The 20,390-nt window shown below is 67.2% G+C and carries 21 protein-coding genes; 6 read left to right on the forward strand and 15 right to left on the reverse strand.

Annotation, left to right across the window (positions count from 1 at the left end):
• Positions 1-22: 22 nt before the first annotated feature.
• From IL252_RS00395 to IL252_RS00405, 3 genes are all read right to left on the reverse strand, one after another.
• Positions 23-3,094, reverse strand: coding sequence for an FAD-binding and (Fe-S)-binding domain-containing protein (locus IL252_RS00395; protein ID WP_208625771.1), 3,072 nt, complete (start codon positions 3,092-3,094; stop codon positions 23-25).
• 107 nt (positions 3,095-3,201) lie between these two features.
• The gene (locus IL252_RS00400) at positions 3,202-3,858 is read right to left on the reverse strand and encodes a hypothetical protein (protein WP_208625773.1); all 657 of its coding nucleotides are present in this window, start codon (positions 3,856-3,858) and stop codon (positions 3,202-3,204) included.
• Positions 3,859-3,871: 13 nt separating this feature from the next.
• On the reverse strand, positions 3,872-4,456 hold the full coding sequence (locus IL252_RS00405) for a HalX domain-containing protein (protein WP_208625775.1): 585 nt from the start codon (positions 4,454-4,456) through the stop codon (positions 3,872-3,874).
• A 201-nt stretch (positions 4,457-4,657) separates the two neighbouring features.
• Between IL252_RS00405 and IL252_RS00410 the strand changes: the two genes are divergently transcribed.
• Entirely contained in the window at positions 4,658-5,233 is a 576-nt protein-coding gene (locus IL252_RS00410; RefSeq protein ID WP_208625777.1) for an MBL fold metallo-hydrolase, read from the forward strand.
• A 32-nt stretch (positions 5,234-5,265) separates the two neighbouring features.
• Here IL252_RS00410 and IL252_RS00415 read toward each other — a convergent pair whose 3' ends face one another.
• The 3 genes from IL252_RS00415 to IL252_RS00425 form a co-directional block, all read right to left on the reverse strand.
• Positions 5,266-5,529: a DUF5827 family protein gene (locus IL252_RS00415; protein ID WP_153553551.1), complete on the reverse strand. Its 264-nt coding sequence runs from the start codon at positions 5,527-5,529 to the stop codon at positions 5,266-5,268.
• Positions 5,530-5,658: 129 nt separating this feature from the next.
• Complete coding sequence (gene sod / locus IL252_RS00420) at positions 5,659-6,270, reverse strand: superoxide dismutase (protein WP_015763492.1); 612 nt, start codon at positions 6,268-6,270, stop codon at positions 5,659-5,661.
• A gap of 156 nt (positions 6,271-6,426) precedes the next feature.
• On the reverse strand, positions 6,427-7,827 hold the full coding sequence (locus tag IL252_RS00425; protein ID WP_208625779.1) for a deoxyribodipyrimidine photo-lyase: 1,401 nt from the start codon (positions 7,825-7,827) through the stop codon (positions 6,427-6,429).
• A gap of 97 nt (positions 7,828-7,924) precedes the next feature.
• Between IL252_RS00425 and IL252_RS00430 the strand changes: the two genes are divergently transcribed.
• The 3 genes from IL252_RS00430 (at position 7,925) to IL252_RS00440 (ending at position 10,267) form a co-directional block, all read left to right on the forward strand.
• On the forward strand, positions 7,925-8,716 hold the full coding sequence (locus IL252_RS00430) for an enoyl-CoA hydratase/isomerase family protein (RefSeq protein ID WP_170094449.1): 792 nt from the start codon (positions 7,925-7,927) through the stop codon (positions 8,714-8,716).
• Between the two features lie 59 nt (positions 8,717-8,775).
• Positions 8,776-9,678: a ribonucleotide-diphosphate reductase subunit beta gene (locus tag IL252_RS00435; protein WP_208625781.1), complete on the forward strand. Its 903-nt coding sequence runs from the start codon at positions 8,776-8,778 to the stop codon at positions 9,676-9,678.
• 67 nt (positions 9,679-9,745) lie between these two features.
• Positions 9,746-10,267, forward strand: coding sequence for an Lrp/AsnC family transcriptional regulator (locus tag IL252_RS00440; RefSeq protein ID WP_208625783.1), 522 nt, complete (start codon positions 9,746-9,748; stop codon positions 10,265-10,267).
• Here the strand turns inward: IL252_RS00440 and IL252_RS00445 are convergent.
• Entirely contained in the window at positions 10,264-10,545 is a 282-nt protein-coding gene (locus IL252_RS00445) for a UPF0058 family protein (protein ID WP_015763487.1), read from the reverse strand. The genes IL252_RS00440 and IL252_RS00445 overlap by 4 nt on opposite strands.
• Positions 10,546-10,629: 84 nt before the next feature.
• Positions 10,630-10,848, reverse strand: coding sequence for a ribbon-helix-helix domain-containing protein (locus IL252_RS00450; RefSeq protein ID WP_015763486.1), 219 nt, complete (start codon positions 10,846-10,848; stop codon positions 10,630-10,632).
• Positions 10,849-11,143: 295 nt separating this feature from the next.
• On the opposite strand from IL252_RS00450, the gene menD reads away from it, so the two are divergent.
• Complete coding sequence (gene menD, locus IL252_RS00455; protein WP_208625785.1) at positions 11,144-12,886, forward strand: 2-succinyl-5-enolpyruvyl-6-hydroxy-3-cyclohexene-1-carboxylic-acid synthase; 1,743 nt, start codon at positions 11,144-11,146, stop codon at positions 12,884-12,886.
• Positions 12,887-12,890: 4 nt separating this feature from the next.
• Here the strand turns inward: menD and IL252_RS00460 are convergent, their stop codons facing one another.
• Together IL252_RS00460 and gfo6 are read right to left on the reverse strand one after the other, a co-directional pair.
• Complete coding sequence (locus IL252_RS00460; RefSeq protein ID WP_208625787.1) at positions 12,891-13,829, reverse strand: J domain-containing protein; 939 nt, start codon at positions 13,827-13,829, stop codon at positions 12,891-12,893.
• 68 nt (positions 13,830-13,897) lie between these two features.
• Positions 13,898-14,971, reverse strand: a complete 1,074-nt coding sequence (gene gfo6, locus IL252_RS00465; RefSeq protein ID WP_208625789.1) for a D-xylose 1-dehydrogenase Gfo6 — start codon at positions 14,969-14,971, stop codon at positions 13,898-13,900.
• Positions 14,972-15,063: 92 nt separating this feature from the next.
• Here gfo6 and IL252_RS00470 point away from each other — a divergent pair, with 92 nt between their 5' ends.
• Positions 15,064-15,498 (forward strand): hypothetical protein, encoded by a 435-nt coding sequence (locus tag IL252_RS00470; RefSeq protein ID WP_244256645.1) that lies wholly within the window; start codon positions 15,064-15,066, stop codon positions 15,496-15,498.
• 86 nt (positions 15,499-15,584) lie between these two features.
• Here IL252_RS00470 and IL252_RS00475 read toward each other — a convergent pair whose 3' ends face one another.
• The 5 genes from IL252_RS00475 to IL252_RS00495 form a co-directional block, all read right to left on the reverse strand.
• The gene (locus IL252_RS00475; RefSeq protein ID WP_208625791.1) at positions 15,585-16,595 is read right to left on the reverse strand and encodes a 3-oxoacyl-ACP synthase; all 1,011 of its coding nucleotides are present in this window, start codon (positions 16,593-16,595) and stop codon (positions 15,585-15,587) included.
• Positions 16,592-17,788 carry a branched-chain amino acid ABC transporter permease gene (locus IL252_RS00480; protein ID WP_208627351.1) on the reverse strand — a complete coding sequence of 399 codons (1,197 nt, stop codon included), beginning with the start codon at positions 17,786-17,788 and terminating at the stop codon, positions 16,592-16,594. Before IL252_RS00480 ends, IL252_RS00475 begins: the two co-directional genes overlap by 4 nt.
• A gap of 67 nt (positions 17,789-17,855) precedes the next feature.
• Entirely contained in the window at positions 17,856-18,893 is a 1,038-nt protein-coding gene (locus tag IL252_RS00485) for a branched-chain amino acid ABC transporter permease (RefSeq protein WP_244256653.1), read from the reverse strand.
• Positions 18,890-19,588 carry an ABC transporter ATP-binding protein gene (locus IL252_RS00490; RefSeq protein ID WP_153553563.1) on the reverse strand — a complete coding sequence of 233 codons (699 nt, stop codon included), beginning with the start codon at positions 19,586-19,588 and terminating at the stop codon, positions 18,890-18,892. Before IL252_RS00490 ends, IL252_RS00485 begins: the two co-directional genes overlap by 4 nt.
• A 1-nt stretch (position 19,589) precedes the next feature.
• On the reverse strand, positions 19,590-20,390 hold the full coding sequence (locus tag IL252_RS00495; RefSeq protein ID WP_208625793.1) for an ABC transporter ATP-binding protein: 801 nt from the start codon (positions 20,388-20,390) through the stop codon (positions 19,590-19,592).

Raw genomic sequence — 20,390 nt, forward strand, 5'->3', positions numbered from 1 at the left:
TCGGTCACAGAAGGAAGGAGAGTCAGTCAGCGAGCGCGTCTGCGAGCCGTTCGACCGGATGTGACGGTGATTCGTGCCCGCGTCGATCACCGAGCTGTGTGCGACAGGACGCCCCCGGTGCGACGACGGCGTCGCCGTCGCTGTCCGCGATCTGATCGAAGAGAATCCGTCCGATCGCCTGGCTCATCGAGTAGTGTTCGGCCTCGTAGCCGAAGCTGCCGGCCATCCCACAGCAGCCCGAATCCAGCGGGTCGACGGCGTAGCCCGCCCGCCTGAGGACCCCGACGGCGTGGTGGTCTCGCGAGACGGCCTTCTGGTGGCAGTGGCCGTGGTAGGTCAGCGTCTCCTCGCCACCGGTCCAGTCGACGCGCTCGTCGAGGCGGAACCGATCGAGGTACTCACAGAGGCCGTACGCGTTGTCGGCGACGGGGGCGGCGTCCGAACCCAGGAGGTCACGGTAGTCCGACTGGAACATCACGGCGTCGGACGGCTCGACGAGAACCACGTCCCACCCGTCGCCCACGCGGCCCTCCAGCGCGTCGACGTTCGTCCGTGCGCGCTCGCGAGCCACGTCGACGAAGCCCTTCGAGTGGGCGGCGCGACCGCTGCTGGTCGCGTCGTCTGGGACGGCGACGTGTACGTCGGCGGCTTCGAGGACGCGGACGGCCGCACGGAGCACGTCGGGGTTGCTGTAGTTGTTGTACGTGTCGGGGACCAGCAGCGCCCGGCGCTGTGCGTCCTCTGGGTCGACGGCGGGGCCGCGCTGGGCGAACCAGTCCTCGAAGGACTCGCGCCGGAAGGTCGGGAGCGATCGCTCGCTCGCGATCCCGACCAGCCGCTCGGCCAGTACGTCACTGCCGGGTGCCCTGGCCAGCCAGTTCGACAGCGGTGCGAGCCGACTCCCCCAGGCGCTGAGCGTCTCGACGTGCGCGAACAGCTTCGACCGGAGGCTCGCACCGTGTTCCTGGTGGGAGGCGTGTTCGACCTCGGTCTTGAGCTTGGCCATGTCGACCTCGCTGGGGCAGTCTTTCGCACACCCCTTGCAGCCGATACAGAGGTCCATGATCTCGTCGACGAACGTCTCGTCTGTCGGATCTGCCGGGAGGTCGCCGCTCATCGCCTGGCGGAGGGCGTTGGCTCTCCCCCGCGTCGCGGTCGACTCCTCGCCCGCGGCCCGATAGGTCGGACACATGACGCCGCCGGTCGTCTCCTGAGGGCCGCGACAGCCCCCACAGCCGTGACAGAGCTCGACCATCCCCTGGAACCCGTTCTCGTTGTCCCACTCCATGGCCGGCTCGAACGACATCTCGAACTCGTAGTCGGGATCGAACCGCAGGTCGTCGGTCATGTCGACGGCGCGGGCCCGCGCGGGGACGCCCTCGGGAATCGTCTCGTCGGCGGCGTAGCCACACACCTGTCCGGGGTTCAACAGCCAGTCCGGGTCGAAGGCCGCTTTCAGCTCCCGGAACACTTCCCACACGTCCTGTCCGTACAGCTTTCGGTTCCACTGGGTGCGCGCACGCCCGTCGCCGTGCTCGCCCGAGACGCTGCCGCCGTAGGTCGTGACGAGGTCGGTCGCGCCGTCCGCGATGGCTGCCATCTGCTCGACCCCCTCGACCGTCTTCGTGTTCACCAGGGGCCGAATGTGGAGACAGCCCGGACCGGCGTGGGCGTAGAAGCTCGCGAACGTGTCGTTGTCGGCCAGCAGCTCCTGGAACTCGGCGACGTAGTCCGCGAGGTTCTCCGGCGGGACGGCGGTGTCCTCGATGAAACTGATGTGTTTCGCGTCCGAGGTCCGACCGAGGAGAATCGGGAGCCCGCTCTTGCGGAGCTTCCAGAACCGCTTTCGTTCGCTCTCCTCGTGGGCCTCCTGGCCGTGAAACGCCTCTCGTGGCGCGTCGGTCAGCGAGTCGGCCCCGCTCTGTGCGACGCCGTCGGTACCGACGCTCCCGACCCGATCCGCGAGGAGATCCGCGACCCGCTCTTTGCCCTGCGGGTCGTTCTCGGCGTAGAACTCGACGAGCAACACCGCGCCGGTGTCCGCCGGGAGGAGCTGGTCGACCAGGTCGCCGAACTCCTCGGTGTCGGCGGCCAGCTCAAGCAACACGTCGTCGAGGACTTCGACCGCCGCGGGATCGTGTTCGAGGATCGCCGGCACGTCGGCCATCGCGTCGATGAGGTCGTGATAGGAGATCAGCGCCAGCGACTTCGTCTCGGGGACCGGCTCCAGCGAGACCGTCGCTTCGGTCACGATGGCCAGCGTCCCCTCGCTGCCCGCGAGCAGCCGCGCGACGTTGACCGATCCGTCTTCGGCCTCCGAGAGGAGGCGATCGAGATTGTAGCCGGAGACGTTTCGCTTGAGGTCGGGAAACGCCGCGGTGACCGCCTCGTGCTCGTCGTCGACGAGCCGTGCGATCGCCGCGTATATCTGACCTTCGAGCCCGTCCCGGTCGGCCCGCGATCGCAGTTCGTCGAGTGTCACCTCGCCGAACGTCGTCACGGTCCCGTCCGCGAGGACGGCCTCGCAGTCCTCGATGTACGCGTCGGTCTTGCCGTACTTCAGGGAGTGTGCGCCCGTGGAGTTGTTGCCGATCGCGCCCCCGAGGACGCTCTTGTCGCCCCACGCCGGATCGGGGGCGAACTTCAGGTCGTGGTCGGCGAGCCTGTCGTTCAACGCCCCGAGGGTGACGCCGACCTGTGCGCGTGCCGTGCGTCGCGCCGGATCGACCGACTGGATCGCGTCCATGTGGCGCGAGCAGTCGACGACGACTGCTTCGTTGACCGCCTGTCCCGCGAGGCTCGTCCCACCGCCTCGCGGCAGGACCGGCGTTCCCCGCTCGGCGCAGTAGTCGACGACCGCTGCCACGTCGGCCGTCGAGGTCGGATAGACGACGCCGATCGGTACCACCTCGTAGGCGCTCGCGTCGGTCGCGTACAACTGTCGCGTGTACTCGTCGAACCGGACCGCCCCGTCGATGCGGTCTTCGAGGGCGGCGACGAACGCGGGGCGCTCGACGGAACCCCCCTCGTAGTCGTAGTCCGCCCGATCGTCGGTAGCCGGGTCCGGCCCACCCCGATCGTGTCGTGTTCCCATATCGGATTCTTCGACCGGATCCCGATTAAAGCACCGGGCCACCGCTCTCGCTGCCGGCTGTCAGCCCGCTCTCTGCTCTCCGGACGGGAACCGAACGGCCGCGACAATCAGAGTTCTTTCCACTCGGAGGGCTGGCTCGTGAGACCCATGACGCGGGCCTGACGGGTGCCGTCCTCCTCGCGGAACTCGACGAGGCCGTCGAACGCCTGCTTGATGACCTGGAGGGTCTGGTCGTCGTGTGCGCCGGAGTCGATCGTGAACACGCCGACGTAGCCCGCCGAGTCCAGTCGCGACGAGAGGATGTGACAGAGCTTGAACACGGTCTTCTTGTCCGTGTACGTCAGCATCGTCGACAGGGAGACCAGCGCGAGCCGTCCCTGGTCGCGCCCGCTCTTGTGGAGCCCCTCCAGTGCTTTCGTGATGCCGATACCGATGCCGGTCAGGTCGCCCGGTGAGTTCACGTGATGGATGTATGCGCCGCTCTGTGCGGCTTCTCCTCCGCTGTTGTCGCCGCGGCAGTCGACGACGCCGAGCTGGGAGTCGTCCATCTCGGGTACGTCCGTTCGGAACTCGTCGACGACCGAGCTCGCCTGATCGTTTGTCGTCACGACGACCGCCCCCTCGCCGTTACCCACCCCATCTTTGAGGATATCCATCGCGAGGGCCTCTTTGCCACTCATCGCAGGTCCCGCGACGAGTAGGCTCGTCCCCGGACGAACCGAGTCCAGCGCGTCGAAGTCGAGTACGGTTGACAGGTCGTACATATTCTCTGACAGTTTATTCGTCTTCACCATTACTGAGCCCACGCAACGTTGCGATAAAGTCGGCGTCGTCGCCGATACCACCGAGTGATTCCGAGAGTTCGGATTTTAGTTCTCCGATCTCCTCCTTAAGTTCATCGTATTTGTCGCTCTCTTCCAGCTCCGCGCTACTCTTGCTCGCTTCGAGCGTCGCTTGCTTCTCGACCAGCGAGTAGTACTCCTGCAGGAGAGTGTCGTACTCCGAGCGTTCGAGCAGGTTCTCCACGGTCTCGTGGAGCTGTTCGCTCCGGATCGGCTTCGAGAGATACGCGTCGAATCCCATCTCCAGAATGTCGAAGTCCGGTTCGACCGCCGTCACCATCGAGACGCGACAGCCGAGATCACGTTCCCGGATACGCTCTAGTACCTCGTCGCCCGAGAGTCCCGGCATCATACGGTCGAGTAACACGACATCGACGCTGTCGTCGAGTAGGTCGAGCCCTTCGTCACCGTCGTGGGCCATCCGGACTTCGTAGTCGTTTCGGAGCCATAGCTTGTATGTTTCCGCGACGTCCGGTTCGTCCTCGACGATGAGCACGACGGGGCGATCCGATTCAGACATCTATTCTCTACACGTGGTTACTTTTTCATCATACATAGCCCTGTGGGTCTGTCAGCGCGCCGAATCAGCGGCCAGTAAGTCAGTTAGGTCCCACTGTGTGGCGGCCCTCCTGCGTCCCGATCGAGCCCTCGCGTCTCCGAACAGTGCCTTCCGGCGAGACAGACCAGCACACACAAGCCCGTCGGGCCCAACCTCGATCGTATGATCCGAAACCTTGCACCGTCGAGCGGGGTCTTTACCAGCAACGTCTTTCTCGTCGAGGGCGAGACGACGACGCTGGTCGACGTGGGCAACGACTTCGACGTGGTCTCCGAGGTGCGAGCCGTCGTCGACGAGGTCGATCAGGTCGTCCTGACACACACCCACCGCGATCACGTCGGCACCCTCGACGCGGTCCGGGACGCGTTCGACGCGCCGGTCTGTGGCTACGACGACGGCTTCGACGGCGTCGACCGGGCGATCGCCGACGAGGCGACCCGACAGATCGGCGACGAGGAGTACGTGGCGCTTCACACGCCGGGTCACAAGGACGACCACCTCTGTCTCTACGCGGCCGAGGCGGGCGTGCTCTTCGCCGGTGATCTGGTGTTTGCCAACGGGAGTTTCGGTCGGACGGACCTCGAAGAAGGCGACCGATCGCTGCTCGTCGAGAGCATCGACCGCCTCCTCGATGTCGTCGACGAAGACCTCGCCGAGATGCACGCCGGTCACGGTCCCAGCGTCACGGACGACCCGTACGGCAACATCGAACTGGCGAGGCAGGCCGCGCGGTTCTGATACTGCCGGCCCCGGCAGTCGAACACGCTCTGTCAGGCCAGCCCGTAGTAGCCCGGCTCGTCGTCGGCACTCGGCTCGGCGAAGACGAAGGCGTCGGCGTGTTTGATGAGCCACGGAATGGCCCAGTCCATCAGGACGTTCTCGGTCTCGACGTCGAGTTCCGCCTCGGCTTCCAGCCCCTGGAGGAGGCGACCGATCTCGTAAATCGTGTACATCTCGTCGTCGTCCAGTACCTCCTCTGGCTCGCGAAACTCCAGCGGGCGGAGATCGTCGAACTCGTCTTTCGGTTGTGGCATGGGCGCTGGTTCCGCGCCGCCGTGCGTAAAGCCCTCGAAAGCGACGCGCCGTCGTCGACGGCGAGTGTCGCCACTGATCGACGATATCGAAAGAAAGTGCGAAGCTCGGGAGCCCGCCGTCGGGCGACGTTACTCGAAGTGACCGACTGCGGTCTCGTACTGCGATGCGACCTCGTCCCAGTCGACGACCTCGAAGAAGGCGTCGACGAAGCTGCCGCGGTCCGGGCCGTAGTCGTAGTAGTACGAGTGCTCCCAGACGTCCAGCGCCATGATGGGGTGAGAGCCCCAGAGCGCGCCCTGGTCGTGCTTGTCGACCGTGACGTTGCGGAGCTGTTTGGCGACCGGGTCGTAGACGAGCAGCGCCCAGCCACCGGCGGCCGAGGCGGCTGCCTCGAACTCGCCTTTCCAGCCTTCGTAGGAACCGAAGTCCGCTTCGATCCGGTCACGGAGTTCGCCCGACGGCTCGCCGCCGCCGTTGGGGGACATGTTGTCCCAGAACAGCGTGTGGAGATAGTGTCCACTGCCGTTGTGGGTGACGTTGCCCAGCGCACCGGCGCTGGATCCGAACTCACCCGACTCGCGGTTCTCCGCGAGGGTCTCCTCGGCGGCCGCGAGGCCGTTGACGTACCCCTGATGGTGGGTGTCGTGGTGCCAGGTGAGTACCTGCTCTGAGATGTGGGGCTCCAGCGCGTCGTAGTCGTACGGAAGTGGCGGCAGTTCCGGATCTGAGTGTTCGGACATGATAAATCTCCTCCATCTTTTGGGTCGGGCGGACGCCTGTTAAACGTTTAGGAGACGCACGATACCACACCGCACGCACGTGCCGACCGCCTGCTGGCCGTTCTCGGCCGGTAATTCGGGTCCCGACGCCGAGACCGTCGGCGACCCGTCTTGGGCCTAACTCTCGCCGCGGGCAGTCTCGAACATCTCCAGGGCCTGGTCGCGTCGCTCGCTGTGGTCGACGATGGGATCGGGGTACTCCGGGGCGGCGTTGCGACGCTGGGTCGGGCTGAGATCGGGCCATTCGTGGATCACCGACGGCTCGGCGTCGCGCAGCTCGGGCACGTACGTCTTGATGTACTCCGCGTCGGGGTCGTAGCGCTCGCCCTGCGTCATCGGGTTGAAGATCCGGAAGTACGGCTGTGCGTCGGTACCCGTTGAGGCCGCCCACTGCCACCCGCCGTTGTCGTTCGCGGTGTCGTGGTCGACCAGACGCTGTTTGAACCACTCGTATCCCGCTCGCCAGTCGATCAGCAGGTCCTTGGTGAGAAAGGAGGCGACGATCATCCGGACCCGGTTGTGCATGAACGCCTCCTGGCGGAGCTGGCGCATCCCGGCGTCGACGATCGGGTACCCAGTCTCGCCGTCCTTCCAAGCCTGGAGCGCCTCGGGGTCGTCGCGCCACTGGAGCGGCCGCTCGTAGGACTTGTAGTTGTCCGTGACGACCGACCGGTTGGCAAAGAGGACCTGCGTGTAGAACTCTCGCCAGGCCAACTGCGACTGAAACTCCTCGACGGATTCGCGCCGTTCCTCGTCGTTGGCCGCTTCCGCCGCGCTCGCAGTCCGTTCGTACACCTCTCTGATACCGATCGTCCCGAACTTGAGATGTGCGGAGAGCCGCGACGTACAGTCGTCTGCGGGGTAGTCCCGGCGATCCTCGTACCGATAGATGTCGTCCTCGCAGAACGCGTCGAGGAGAGCACGGGCCGGCTCCGTCCCGGCTGAGGGGATCTCTGCCTGTGGTTCCTCGAAGCCCAGATCGTCGATCGACGGCAGGGGGTCGCCGGACACGTCGGCCAGTTCGTCCGGGCTGGGTGCGTCGTAGGGCTCGTCTTTCTCTCGGTCGTGCCACTTCCGCCCGAAGTAGGTAAACACTGAGTACGGATCGCCGTCGTTGGTCGTGATCTCGCCGGGGCGATGGAGGACCGAATCGGTGACCGCCTCGCGTTCGACGCCCGCGTCGTCGAGGGCCTGTCGGACGGCGATGTCGCGCTCGATGCCGAGCCCGGAGTAGGCTTCGCCCCAGGTCACGCCGTCGGCTCCGAACGCCTCGGCCAGCCGCGGGATCTCGGCCGTCGGATCGCCGCGAGCGATCACGAGGTCGCTCCCGCGGTCACGGTACTGTGCCCGCAGCGAGTCGAGGGCGTCCAGCATGAACGCCACACGGGGCGGTGCGGCGTGGTCGAGGACGGCGTCGTCGAAGACGAACACCGGGACGACCGGGCTGTCGGCCGTCGCCGCGGCCAGGCCGGCGTTGTCGCTCGTCCGGAGGTCGCGTCGATGCCAGTGGATTCGCATACGAGACAATCGGCCCGGCCCCTTCTCAAAGGCACCCCTACTCTGTTGGTGGCGACCTGACCAACGCTTTTGGTCGTCCTGGTCGTCGGTGCGGGACATGACCGGAGATCAGGTCCGCGTCGAGATCGCAGACGAGGTCGCAACGATCACGCTGAACCGCCCCGAGGCACGGAACGCGCTCTCCGCGGAGGCCGCAGACGAACTCGCTGCGGCGATCGAGACCGCTGAAGACAGCGGGGCACGGTGTGTCGTCCTCCAGAGCGAGGGTGCGGCCTTCTGTGCCGGCGGAGACGTGGACGCGATGCTGGAGAGCATCGACCGGGACGTGCCGCCGGCAGAGCGCGTCGAGGTCGTCGTCGGCGCGGTCAACCGCGCGATCAAGCGCGTCTACGACTGCCGGCTCCCGACCGTGGCGAAGATCGACGGCCCGGCCTTCGGAGCGGGTGCGGGGCTGGCGATCGCCTGTGACCTGCAACTCGCGAGCCCGGCGGCGAAGATCAGCTTCGGCTTCCGCCGCGTCGGGCTCGCGGTCGACTCGGGCGTTTCCTACCTCCTCCCGCGGCTCGTCGGGCTCAACACGGCCAAGGAGCTGATCTTCACGGGCGAACTGGTCGACGCCGACCGCGCCCGCGATCTCGGGCTCGTGACCCGCGTGTTCGAGGCGTCGTCGTTCGACGAGGGCGTCGAGAACATCGTCGAGACGATCGCGACGGGGCCGACGGCCGCACTGACGGCCTCGAAGCGACTGGTGAACCATCAGCCCGACTCCTTCGACGCCGCGACGGCGCGGGAAGCGAACGCGCAGGGCGTCGCCTTCTCGACCGCGGACCACGAGGAGGGCGCGCGAGCCTTCGTCGAGAGTCGCGAACCCGAGTTTGAAGGGCGCTGATACCGCCGGCTTCGCTCGTTCGTCAACGCTTATGTAGTGTGGGGTTTACGCCACGACCAATGGCCGACAAGGCGACGTTTCGACTCGCGCTCGATCGGGAGAGCCGATCGGGACGCTACTACCGCAACGCCGTCGAACGACACTGGGACCCCGCGGCGATCGACCTCGACGACGACCGCGAGCCACTCGTCGAAGTACACCCCGCGACCTTCGACCACCTGCGCTCGACCGTCGCGAAGTTCGGTGCCGGCGAGCGCGCCGTCACGGAAGATCTCGCCCCGCTCTCGGTCGTGCTTGACGACGCCGCCGACCAGGCGTATCTCAGCACGCAGCTGTACGAAGAGGCGCGCCACCTGGATTTCTTCGAGCGGTACTGGACGACGGTGATCAACCCGGTCGAGCGCGAGCGCGACCTGCCGGTGAGTTCGCCGACCGAGGACCGGTGGGTCAACGACGCGTACGACGAACTGCTCGCCCGCACGGACGCGGCGATGCACCGACTCCTCGACGACGACACGCCCGAGCACCGCGCGATCGCGCTGTGTCACTACCACCTGACCATCGAGGGTATTCTGGCACAGACGGCCTACTGGGGGCTCCAGCAGAGCTACGGCCCTTCAGAGCCGGCCCTTCCGACGCTGCCGGGCTTTACCACCGGACTGGAGCGCATCCGGAGCGACGAGGGCCGCCACGTCGGGTTCGGGATGAGCAAACTCCGCGAACTCGTCGCGGACGGCGTCGATCCACAGCTGCTACACGACACCGTCACCGAACTCCTGGGACTGGTCCAGCAGACGACGACCGACGGACTGGGCGAGGGCAGCGAGGAGACGCCGGGCCCTTCCGCCGACGACCTGCAGAACTACGCGATCGAGAAACACACCGAGCGGATGGCACAGATCACGTCTCCCGAGACCGACCTGCCGGACGTGGACACGCTCGTGACCCTCGATTCACCGTGATCCGTGCCGACGACAGCGTGCGCCGAGAGATGCCAACTTCCAAGACCATAACACCGGAATGTGGGATATGAACGCGGACGAATCTCCAGACTGGGAGTTCAAGGAACGTGACGTGTTGATCCTCAGAGAGCTGGCCGACGATCCGGAGCTCTCCTCGCGAGACCTGGCCGACATCCTCGAAGCGGACCACGACATCTCGGTGTCACACGTCACCGTCAGCGAATCGATCCGCAAGATGCGCCAGGAGGGGGTCTTCCGCGACACGATCGTCCCCAACGAGGAGTACTTCAACTTCGCGCTGTTCGAGTTCAAGTTCAACCCGGAGCACTTCGAGGACGGCTGGCGCGAGGCCATGACGGCGATCCGCGACGACAGACACACGATGTTCTACTTCCTCTCGGACGGGGAGTACCAGTGGAAGTCGGTGATGATGTTCCCGAGCCGGAAAGCGGAGTCACGCTGGATCCACGAGTTCTACAAGGACCACGGACGCGTCGTCCAGAACATCCGCAACTCCGTGATACACAACGTCTTGAAGTTCCAGACAGATCCCGAGATATTCACGGAACTCGAACAGGACGACACCTAGAGCTTGCTCTCGGCGTCTTCCGCGAGTTCCTTCATCCGCTTGCCCACGCGGCCGGCGTCGGAGAACTCGTCTTCGCTCATCGCGGTCGCCAGCGAGTTGCCCAGCACGAAGACGGCGTGTTTGTGTTCGCTCTTGGACTTGTGAACGTCCGAGGGGCGCACGTCGAGCTCGCCGTAGGCGTCGAACAGCTCGGGGTCGACGCTGTCCATCTCGTCGCGGAAGAAACGCATGATCAGCACCATCTGTTCGTGAAGCTCGAGAAGCTCGTCTTTGTGCATCTTGCCACTAGTAGGCGGTGCCAATAGTATAAGAATTGCTTGTGAACAGCTACCAGTGGTGGTTCGTCTGCTGAGCGCCGCTCGCTAGAAGACGTACTCGTCGTCGTGACCCATCATCCCGTCGTCCTCGAACCCCCCGGGGTCGTCCTCGTCGTCCATGGGCCCGCTGGTCTTGTAGGCTTTCAACCCGGTCGAGAGGAGATCCTCGATCGCTTCCTCGCGGGTGAGGAACTCGCCTTCTTCGACGAGCTGGGCGATCTGCATCTCGAGATGTTCCGGGATCGTTATCTCTACCTGTGGCATCGGAACGTACGGTGGTTCGATAGATCCCCTTATAAATCTGGCGGGGCGAGTTACCGAACGTGAGAATAATATTGTGGCTTCCGACGACATAGGTTTTCGATATCGAAATATTTCTGTTGAATGCAGAAAGCGACGACGCCCGGCCACGCGGCGGCCAGTAGCCGGCCGATCGATCACGAACGACCCGCCACTTCGTGACGATAGTCACGCTGAAGCGTCCCCCGTCCGTAGGTCGCACTATGTGTAGAACGGGTCGTCGGGACCGACGCTGGCAGCCGAGCGAGGGTGACCGGCAGTGACCGAGCCAAACGAGAACACGCTCTGGGGACGGGTCATCGTCGAAGAACTCGTCGCGAACGGGATCGAGGCGGTCTGTGTCGCACCCGGCAGTCGCTCGACGCCGCTGACCGTCGCGGTCGCACAGCACCCCGAGATGCGCGTCTACTCTCACCTCGACGAGCGGTCGGCGGCCTACTTCGCGCTCGGTCGGGCACGGCGGACCGGGACACCGACGCCGCTGATCTGTACCTCCGGCACGGCAGCGGCAAACTTCCACCCGGCGGTGATCGAGGCCGACCAGTCCCGTGTGCCGATGGTTCTGTTGACCGCCGACCGGCCCCGAGAACTGCAAGACAGCGGCGCGAACCAGACGATCGACCAGGAGAAGCTCTACGGCGACGCCGTCCGTCAGTACCGCTCGCTCCCAGAGCCCGCACCGGAGCCGCGTCGGCTCCGATCTCTTCGGACCACTCTCTCTCGGGCCGTCGCGACTGCGACCGACACGCCCGCGGGTCCGGTCCACCTGAACGTGCCCGTCTCGAAGCCGCTCGAACCGACGCCGGTCGAGGGCGCGGTTCCGGACGATCTCCCGGAGCGCGCTCCGGTGGGTGCGAACGGCCGGGACGGGCCGATGGTCCGAACGACCCGCGGCGACCGGACGCTCTCGGCGTCGGAACTGTCCGCGCTCGCCGACCGACTCGACAGAGAGCGGGGCCTGATCGTCGCTGGTCCGTCGAACGGACCCACGCCCGACCGAGACGCGCTGGCAGCGCTCGTCGACGCCACGGGCTTTCCGGTGCTCGCCGATCCGCTGTCGGGGCATCGCTTCGGTTCCCACGTCGTCGACCGGCCCATCTGTGGGGGGTACGACTCGTATCTCGACGCCGGGGAGTGGCCCGATCCGGATATCGTCCTCCGGTTCGGGGCCTCGCCGACCTCGAAGACGCTGCGTCACTGGCTGCGCGACGCCGACGCCGCCCAGTTCGTGGTCGATCCGGCCGGCCAGTGGCGCGAAGCGACGTTCACCGCGACCGATCTCGTCGTGGCCGATCCGACGCGGCTGGCGACGGGGCTGGCCGAGCGACTCGACCGACCGGCCACGGCCTGGACCGAGCGGTTCGAGACCGCAGAGGCCCGCTACTGGGACCTCGCCGAGCGCGCACACGGCGAGCAGTTCTTCGAGGGGACGGTCGCCGCGACGGTCGCCAGCGCCGTCCCGAATCCGGCGACGGTGATGGTCTCGAACAGTATGCCGGTTCGGGACCTGGACCGGTTCGGACGGCCCCGAGCGGCCGACGTGACCGTCCTGGGCAACCGCGGGGCCAGCGGGATCGACGGGATCACCTCGACGGGACTCGGTGCGGGCAGCGCGACCGACGACCCGCTGGTCGTGCTCACCGGTGATCTGGCCTACTACCACGACATGAACGGCCTGCTCGCGGTCGTGCGCTGTGACGTGGACGCGACGATCGTCCTCGTGAACAACGACGGCGGCGGCATCTTCCACGAACTCCCCATCGAGTCCTTCGAGCCGCCCTTCACCGACCAGTTCCGGACGCCCCACGGACTGGACTTCGAGCCGACGGGCGCGCTGTACGACCTCGAATACGGCCGCGTCGAGGATCGTGGTGCCCTCGCCGACGCCGTGGCGTCCTCGGCCGGTGCGTCCGGCACGCAGATCGTCGAGTGTCGGTTCGACAGCGAGCGGAGCCATCGGTACCGGGATCGGGTCCACGAGCGCGTTCGCGAATCGCTGTAGGGCGCTATCGACCAACGATCGAACGGGTCAAAAGCGAGAAGCCAAACGGCAGCCAGACGCTCCCGAGCGCGACGATGCCCACGAGCCCGGTCACCGGGACGCCGAGCGCGACGAGTGCGAGGGGCACCAGGAGACTCCAGGTGCCAAACACCAGGACGCCCACCGACGGCTGGGACTGGAGGTAGCCGATCAACAGCAGGGCACACAGGCCGACGGTGGCGTTGACCACCAGCGTGAACGGTGGAAACACCGTGGACGCCACCATGATCGGATAGAGGACGAACGTCAGCGCGGCGAGTGAGAGCGGTGTGTCGGCCACGAACGCCCGCAGCGAGTGGCCGCTCGAACCCACGTCGTGTCTGACGTTGTAGGTCGCCTGACGGCTCGCGGTCCCCGTCTCGTAGATCCGTTCGCGCTGGCGGCTGTCACGGGTCGAGGTACCCGTCGGCCGGGTCCGTCCCGTCGACGTGCCACTGCCGGGCGACGCGCCCGCCGTCGTCTGTCCGGCCGCGGTCGCTCCCGTCGCCGCGTCGCGTGCGTCTCGCACGCGCTCGCTGGCCGTTCGCTCCCGGCGTCGCCGCTCCGAGGGACCCGCGTTCGTGCCCGCGGCAGTCGACTCGCTGGGACCCTCCGTCTCGCTGTCCGCCCAGCCGGCTTCGCGGGCCGCACGGGCCGCCGCGCCACGGGCGTCGTGGTGGTGATCGCTCCCCGCTGTGTCCGCGCCGACGTACGCCTCGTGTCCGAGTCGATCGTAGCGGGCGCGCTCGTCGTCGTCGGTCAGCACGTTGCGGGCCTCGATCACGCGCTGGGTGGCCTCGTCGGCGTCGGCGTCGTCGTTGTGGTCCGGATGAGTCTCTTTCAGTCGCTCGCGATAGGCGTCCTCGATGTCGCTCGCGGTGGCATCCGGTTCGACCCCGAGCACGTCGTAGAACGTCTCTGTCATCGAGCGAACACGCTTGGGGTGATATCGTCGTGTGGTGATATTAACAGTTGTGTCGCGCCGATCCCACGCTACAGCGTCACGCGCTCGCCGGTCCGGGCGGACTCAACGGCCGCGCGGATCACGCGCATGTCGACGACGCCGTACTCGCCGTCGGCGAGCGGTTCGGTGTCGGCCAGGAGGTGGTGGCTGAAGTAGTCGAACTCCGCTTGCATCTGCTGGGCCTCGCCCATCTCCGGGAGGTCGTAGGTCGTGTCGATCCCGCTGCGAGAGACGGTGAGTCCGGAGGGCTTCAGGAAGGCCGGCTCCAGCACGAGCTGGCCCTCCGTGCCGGTGACCCGCAAGAATCCGTCCTCGTAGCTGTTCTGACTGGCCGAGATCGACGCCAGCACGTCGTCCTCGTAGACGATCGTCGCCGCGGCACGCTCGTCCGGCACGTCCTCGAACCCCTCGCTGCCCGAGTACATCGCCGACTGGACCGCTACCGGGTCCCGGTCGAGGACGAACCGCGTCGTGTTGATCGGATAGACGCCCAGATCTGTGATCGATGCGCCCTGACCGGCGAGGTCGGGGTTCAGCCGCCACTGGTCGCGGTCGGGAATCATCTCCAGCAGGCGCTGGGACATGTGGCCGTGGACGTGGGTCGGGTCGCCGACGAACCCGTCGGCCACCAGCTCGCGCATCCGGCGGACGGCGGGGTCCGTGTGCATCCGATAGGCCACCATCAGCGTCACGTCCGTGGCGGCCTCGGCCATCGCCTCGGCGCGCTCGACGCTGGCTTCCATCGGCTTCTCACAGAGCACGTCCTTGCCGTAGCTCGCCGCGGCCTCGACGTAGGGCAGGTGCAGCGCGTTCGGCGTCGCGACGTAGACCGCGTCGTACTGGTCCGTGCCGGCACCGTCGGTGAACTCGTCGTAGGTCAGCGCCGTCTCGACGCCGTCGAACTCCTCGGCGAAGGACTCTGCCTTTTCCGCCGAGGAACTGACGACGGTCGTCGTCTCGCAGTGCTCGGACTGCTGGGTCGCGGGGACGGCGTAGTCACGCGTCCACCACCCCAGACCGACCATCGCGAAGCGGACGGTTCCGCTCACGTCGGTCTCCCAGTCGCGCCCCATGAAGTCGTCGAAATACTCGGCGAGTGCCATGCGAGTAGGGTCGCCCGCGAGCGAGATAAGTGTGACCTCGACAGCCAGCGTGTGGCTCTGCCACGCTCGCGGCCGCCCTGTTCAGTTCGCTCGTGTTGCTCGCTCCGCTGACGTTCGCTCTCCTCGTCGGCGGGGCCGTGACGGTGTTCGATCTCCTCGGCATCGGGGCTCCGGAGCCGCTGGCACTCGTCGGGCCATTCGTCGCCGGAGCGGTGGCGCTGTGGCTCGCCGTCGAGAGCGCGCTGGTCCAGCTGTACGGCCTCGGGGTGCTCGACCGCGGGCGGCCGATCCAGCGGCGGCTCCGGTACCTCACGATCGGTGTCACCGTCGTCGCGAGCGTCGTCGCCATCGGTCGCTTCCTCGCGATGACGGTCCCGTGGGCGATCGAGACCCGCTCGACGACCGTGCTGGTGCTCGCTGGCGCGCTAGTGCTCGCCGTCGTCGGAGCGTGCTATCGGACGGCCGCGGCCGCCAGGACGGGGTACGCGCGGGTCTCCCGACCGCAGACGGACGAGCCCCGAGAGTAGCGCTGTCATACTGCCGGCTGTACGTCTGTAACGCATATTGCGAACCGGTGGTCGCGAACGTCTCGAAACAGTGACAGCCGGCAGTATCAGGCGCGCCACTCCAGCACCGTCGCCGCCCACGTGTAGCCCGTCCCGGCGGCGAGAAAGAGGACCACGTCTCCGTCGTCGAGCCACCCGCGGTTCCTGGCCTCGTGGGTCGCGAGCGCCTGGTCGACGCTCTGGACGTGGCCGTACTCCTCCAGGTACAGCTGGTCGCGCTCGCCGAGCCCGAACTGGTCACAGAGGTGGTCGTGGAACGACCGCTTCATGTGGGTGATGGCAGCGAAGTCGACGGCGGCGCGGTCGTAGCCCGAGGCGTCGAGGGCGTCGTCGGCCACCGCGAGGAAGTTCGGCAGACTCACCTCGGCGAGCCGCGCTTTCATCGACTCGTGGTCCGGGACACGCAGGGAGTGGCGACCCTCCTCGACGGTGGCTTTCGAGGGGGGCTGGACGGTCCCGCCGGCCGGGACGATCACGTCGCGCGAGAAGCTCCCGTCCGTGATCGCGGCGCTCTCCCGAACCGTCGCGAGGGCGCGCTCCCCGGCGTCCCGTTCGAGGACCATCGCGCTCGCCCCGCTCCCGAAGTTGAACATGAAGGAGGTGTCCGGGTCGTCGTAGTCGACGAGGTCCTCCTCGCGGCTCGCGGCGATCAGCAGCGCGCGGTCGATCGCTCCGGCCGCGAGCTGTGCGGTCGCCTCTCGGATCGCGATCGGCGCGCCGGCACAGAGCGCGTAGCTCTCGCTGGCGTAGGCGTCGCTCGCGCCCAGCCGCTGGGCCACGTCCGCGGCGAGGCTCCAGACGACGTGGTCTTTCAGCTCGCTCCCGTGGTAGCTGACCAGATCGAGGGCCGCGGCGTCGACGCCAGCGTCGTCCAGCGCCCGCCGTCCCGCCTCGACACAGAGGTCGCTGGGCTGCTCGTCGCGCGCGACGCGCTTCTCGCTGACGCCCATCTTCTCGACGACGACCGACTCGGGGATGCCCGACCGCTCGGCGATCGTCGCGCCGGAGATCGTCGCTTCGGGCAGTTCGACGGCCAGACCGGTCAGGTGGACCGTCATCGGTCACCCCACAGTCGTTCGGGCAGTCGCCGCGCGACCCGGCCGCCCAGCCGCGAGCGGACCGTGCCGACGATGCCGTCGGGGACGTAGAGGACGAACAGGACGAAGACGATCCCGACGTAGAGGCTCGCGTGGCCGTTCAGCGCGGCCGTGATGAACCCCTCGACCGTGAGCCCGCCGACGAGTTCGGTCGTCAGGAACCCCTCCGAAAGCGTCTGTTCCAGATACGGGAGCAGGCCGCCGCCCTGACCCCGCTTCGAGAGGAACTCCCGGACGGTCTCGTCGAACAGGTGGCCCCAGAGCGGGCCGGCGAGGGTCCCGAACCCGCCGATGATGCTGGCAAGCAGCGCGTCGCCGCTGGTCAGGAAGTAGAACCCGGACTCGGGGGTCACGGAGCGTTTGAACCCCGCGAGCAGCCCGCCGGCGACGCCGCCGAAGAAGCCGCTGATCGCGAACGCGCCCAGCTTGTAGCGGAAGGTGTCGTAGCCGATGGCCTCGGCGCGTTCCTCGTTCTCGCGGATCGCGACCATGACCCGGCCAAAGGGCGAGTGGAGGATCCGCTGCATCGCCGCGAAGCACAGGAGGACGACGATCCCCACGGCGTAGAACGAGACCGTCGTCGTCCCGAGGGTGTGGCCCGCGAGCGCCAGCGTGTCGCCGGTCAGCGTGCCCAGCGCGACGGTCAACTGATCGACGTAGGGCACCCCGAGCTCGAAGCCGCGGGCTCCGCTCAGCGCGATCCCGTCGCGGGGGTTCGAGCCGACGTAGTCCCAGTCCCGGACGAAGACGTAGAGTACCTGTGCGAAGCCGAGCGTGATCATCGCGAAGTAGACCCCGGTCAGCCTGAACGAGACCAGACCGATCACCACCGCGAGCACCGTTGCGAGGACCGCACCGACGACGAGTGCCACCAGGAACGGCGTCTCGGGACCCAGCAGTGGGACCTTCCCGTTGGCGATCAGGAGGACGGTGTAGGCCCCGGTGCCGTAGAACGCCGCGTGGCCGAAAGAGAGGTAGCCGGTGTAGCCGCTGACGAAGTCGAACGACATCGCGAACAGCGAGAAGTACAGCACGGCGACCATCGTCTCCATCCGCGGGAGGACGGTGACGGCCACCTCGGCCAGTGGCGACTGGGTGAGGAGGTGATAGATCGCGGGGTAACACGCCAGCAGCCCGACGACGACGAGATACACCTGGTGGCGCTCGACGGACTCGATCGGCCAGCTGGTCCGGACACGCCGTCGGATGGAGGTGCTGGCGCTAATGGCCCCCCACCTCCTCGACACCGTAGATGCCCTGTGGGCGGACGATCAGCGCCACGACGAGGATCATGAAGATGGCGACCTCCGGGAGCCAGGTCCACTCGACGACGACGTTCTGGAACCACCAGGTCGTCGTCGCGTCGACGAGACCGACGATCAGTCCGCCCACGACCGTCCCCCGGAACGTGCCGAGCCCGCCGATGATGACGACGACGAACGCCGGCAACAGCGACTCGGCCGCGAGCGGGACGCTCGCTCCCCAGACCGGGTCCCACATCAGGAGGGTCCCAGCGACGCCCGCGATGCCCGCCCCCAGCGCGAAGACGACGGTGAAGACGCGCCGAACGTCGATGCCGAGCGCCTCGGCCATCTCGCTGTCCTCGCTCCCGGCCCTGATGAACAGGCCGTATCGCGTGCGCGTGAGGAATCCCCAGATGGCAGCGACCGTCAGTGCGCCGAGGACGATCTCGAACAGCGCGAGTCCGCGCACGGAGACCGGTCCGAGCGACTGGGACGTTTCCAGAAAGGCAGGGATCGTCCCGAGCGCGGCCTGCCACTCCGCGAGGGGCTGGAGGCCGTAGAAGCCGACGACGATCCGGGCCAGCTCTTCGAGCACGAGCGTCACGCCGAAGGTCAGCAGGATCTGGTAGATCGGCGGCCGATCGTACAGCGGCCGGATCAGGCTCACCTCGATGGAACCACCCAGTGCCGACAGCAGGCCGAAGACGACCGCCATCGCCACGAAAAACAGCGCCAGCCGAGCCCACGGCCCCGTTCCCTGTGCCACCGTCAGGACCATCACGAGGCCGCCGAGGTACGCGCCGATCATCGTCAGTGCCCCGTGTGCGAAGTTCAGCACGCCCAGCAGCCCGAAGATCAGCGTCAGCCCGGCCGCGATCATGACGTAGATCGCCGCCTTCGAGAGCCCCTGGAGGACGACCTCCGCGAACGTGCCCGGCCGGACGAACTCGGCGAGGCCGTCGACGAAACCCACCTGCAAGAGGGCCTGCTGGACCAGTTCGAGCGCGAGCGTCATGCGGACAGGTACCTCCTGAGCCGGTCGTCGTCGGCCGACACCGCGTCGGCGTCGCCCTCGTCGACCACCCGCCCGTTGTCGAGGACGTAGAAGCGATCTGCCAGATCCAGCGCCAGCGGGAGGTTCTGCTCGACCAGCAGCATCGTCGTCTCGCTGGCGGCCGCGGCCAGTGCGTCGGCCACGTCCGCGACGATCTGGGGGGCGAGCCCCTCGCTGGGTTCGTCCACCAGCAGGAGGTCGTTGTCCCCGACCAGTCCGCGCCCGAGTGCGAGCATCTGCTGTTGGCCCCCCGAGAGCGTGCCGGCCGCCTGATCGCGGCGCTGTTCGAGGATCGGGAACGTCTCGAAGGCGATCGACAGCGCCTCGGCCACGTCGTCACCGTCGGGCACCGACACGCGGAGGTTCTCTGCGACGCTCAGCTGCGAGAAGATCCGCCGGTCCTCGGGGATCCACCCCACGCCCATCTCCGCGACCTCGTGTGTCCGGCGGCCGACGAGGTCGGTCCCGTCGTAGGTCACACTCCCCGACCGCGGGGGCGTCAACTGGAGGATCGAGCGCAGCGTCGTCGTCTTCCCGACGCCGTTGCGACCCATCAGCGCGACCACGTCGCCGCGCTCGACCGACAGGGAGACGCCTTCGAGCACGTGGCTCTCGCCGTAGTACGTCTCGATGTCGGCTACGTCGAGCAGGGCCACGCTACGCGACCCCCTCGGGCTCGCCCGGTTCGTCGCTGTCTTCGCTCAGGTCGCCGGTCTCGTAGCCGCCGAGATAGGCCTCCTGGACGGCCGGATCGGCCCGAACGGCGTCCGGTTCGCCGTCGGCGATCACCGACCCCTGGTTCAGGACGACCACGCGGTCCGAGACCTCCATCACGATGTCCATGTTGTGCTCGACGAGCAGGACCGCGTGGTCTCGGGCCACGTCCTCGATGAGCGCGACGATGTCGTCGACGCTCTCGGAGCTGACACCGGCGTTCGGTTCGTCGAGCAAGAGCACGTCCGGGTCGCCGGCCAGCGCGATCGCCACTTCGAGCTGTCGGCCCGCTCCGTGGCTGAGGTTCTGAGCGAGGTCGTCGGCCCGTTCGGACAGCCCGACCCGTTCGAGGATGTCGCGAGCCGCGGTCAGATCCGCCTCGTAGGCGTCGCTGGTCCGCCAGAACGTCGCCGCGTGGTCGCTGTGGGCCTGTACGGCGACCCTGACGTTTTCGAGTACCGTCGAGGTCGGGAAGACGTTCGTGATCTGGTACGAGCGGTGGACGCCGAGGCTCGCAATCTCGGCCGGGGGCGTCGCCGTCACGTCCACCCAGTCGCCGTCGTGGCGGAACTCGATCCGTCCGTCTGTCGGCTCCAGTGCGCCCGTCAGCAGGTCGAAGAACGTCGTCTTGCCCGCGCCGTTGGGGCCGATCAGCGAGCACAGCTCCGACCCGAGGTCGAAGTCGACGCCGTCGACCGCCGTGATACCGCCGAACCGCTTCGTGAGTCCCCGCGTCCTGAGCAT

Origin of the sequence: Halomicrobium sp. IBSBa, assembly GCF_017612575.1 — an archaeon.
Classification (GTDB): Archaea; Halobacteriota; Halobacteria; order Halobacteriales; family Haloarculaceae; genus Halomicrobium.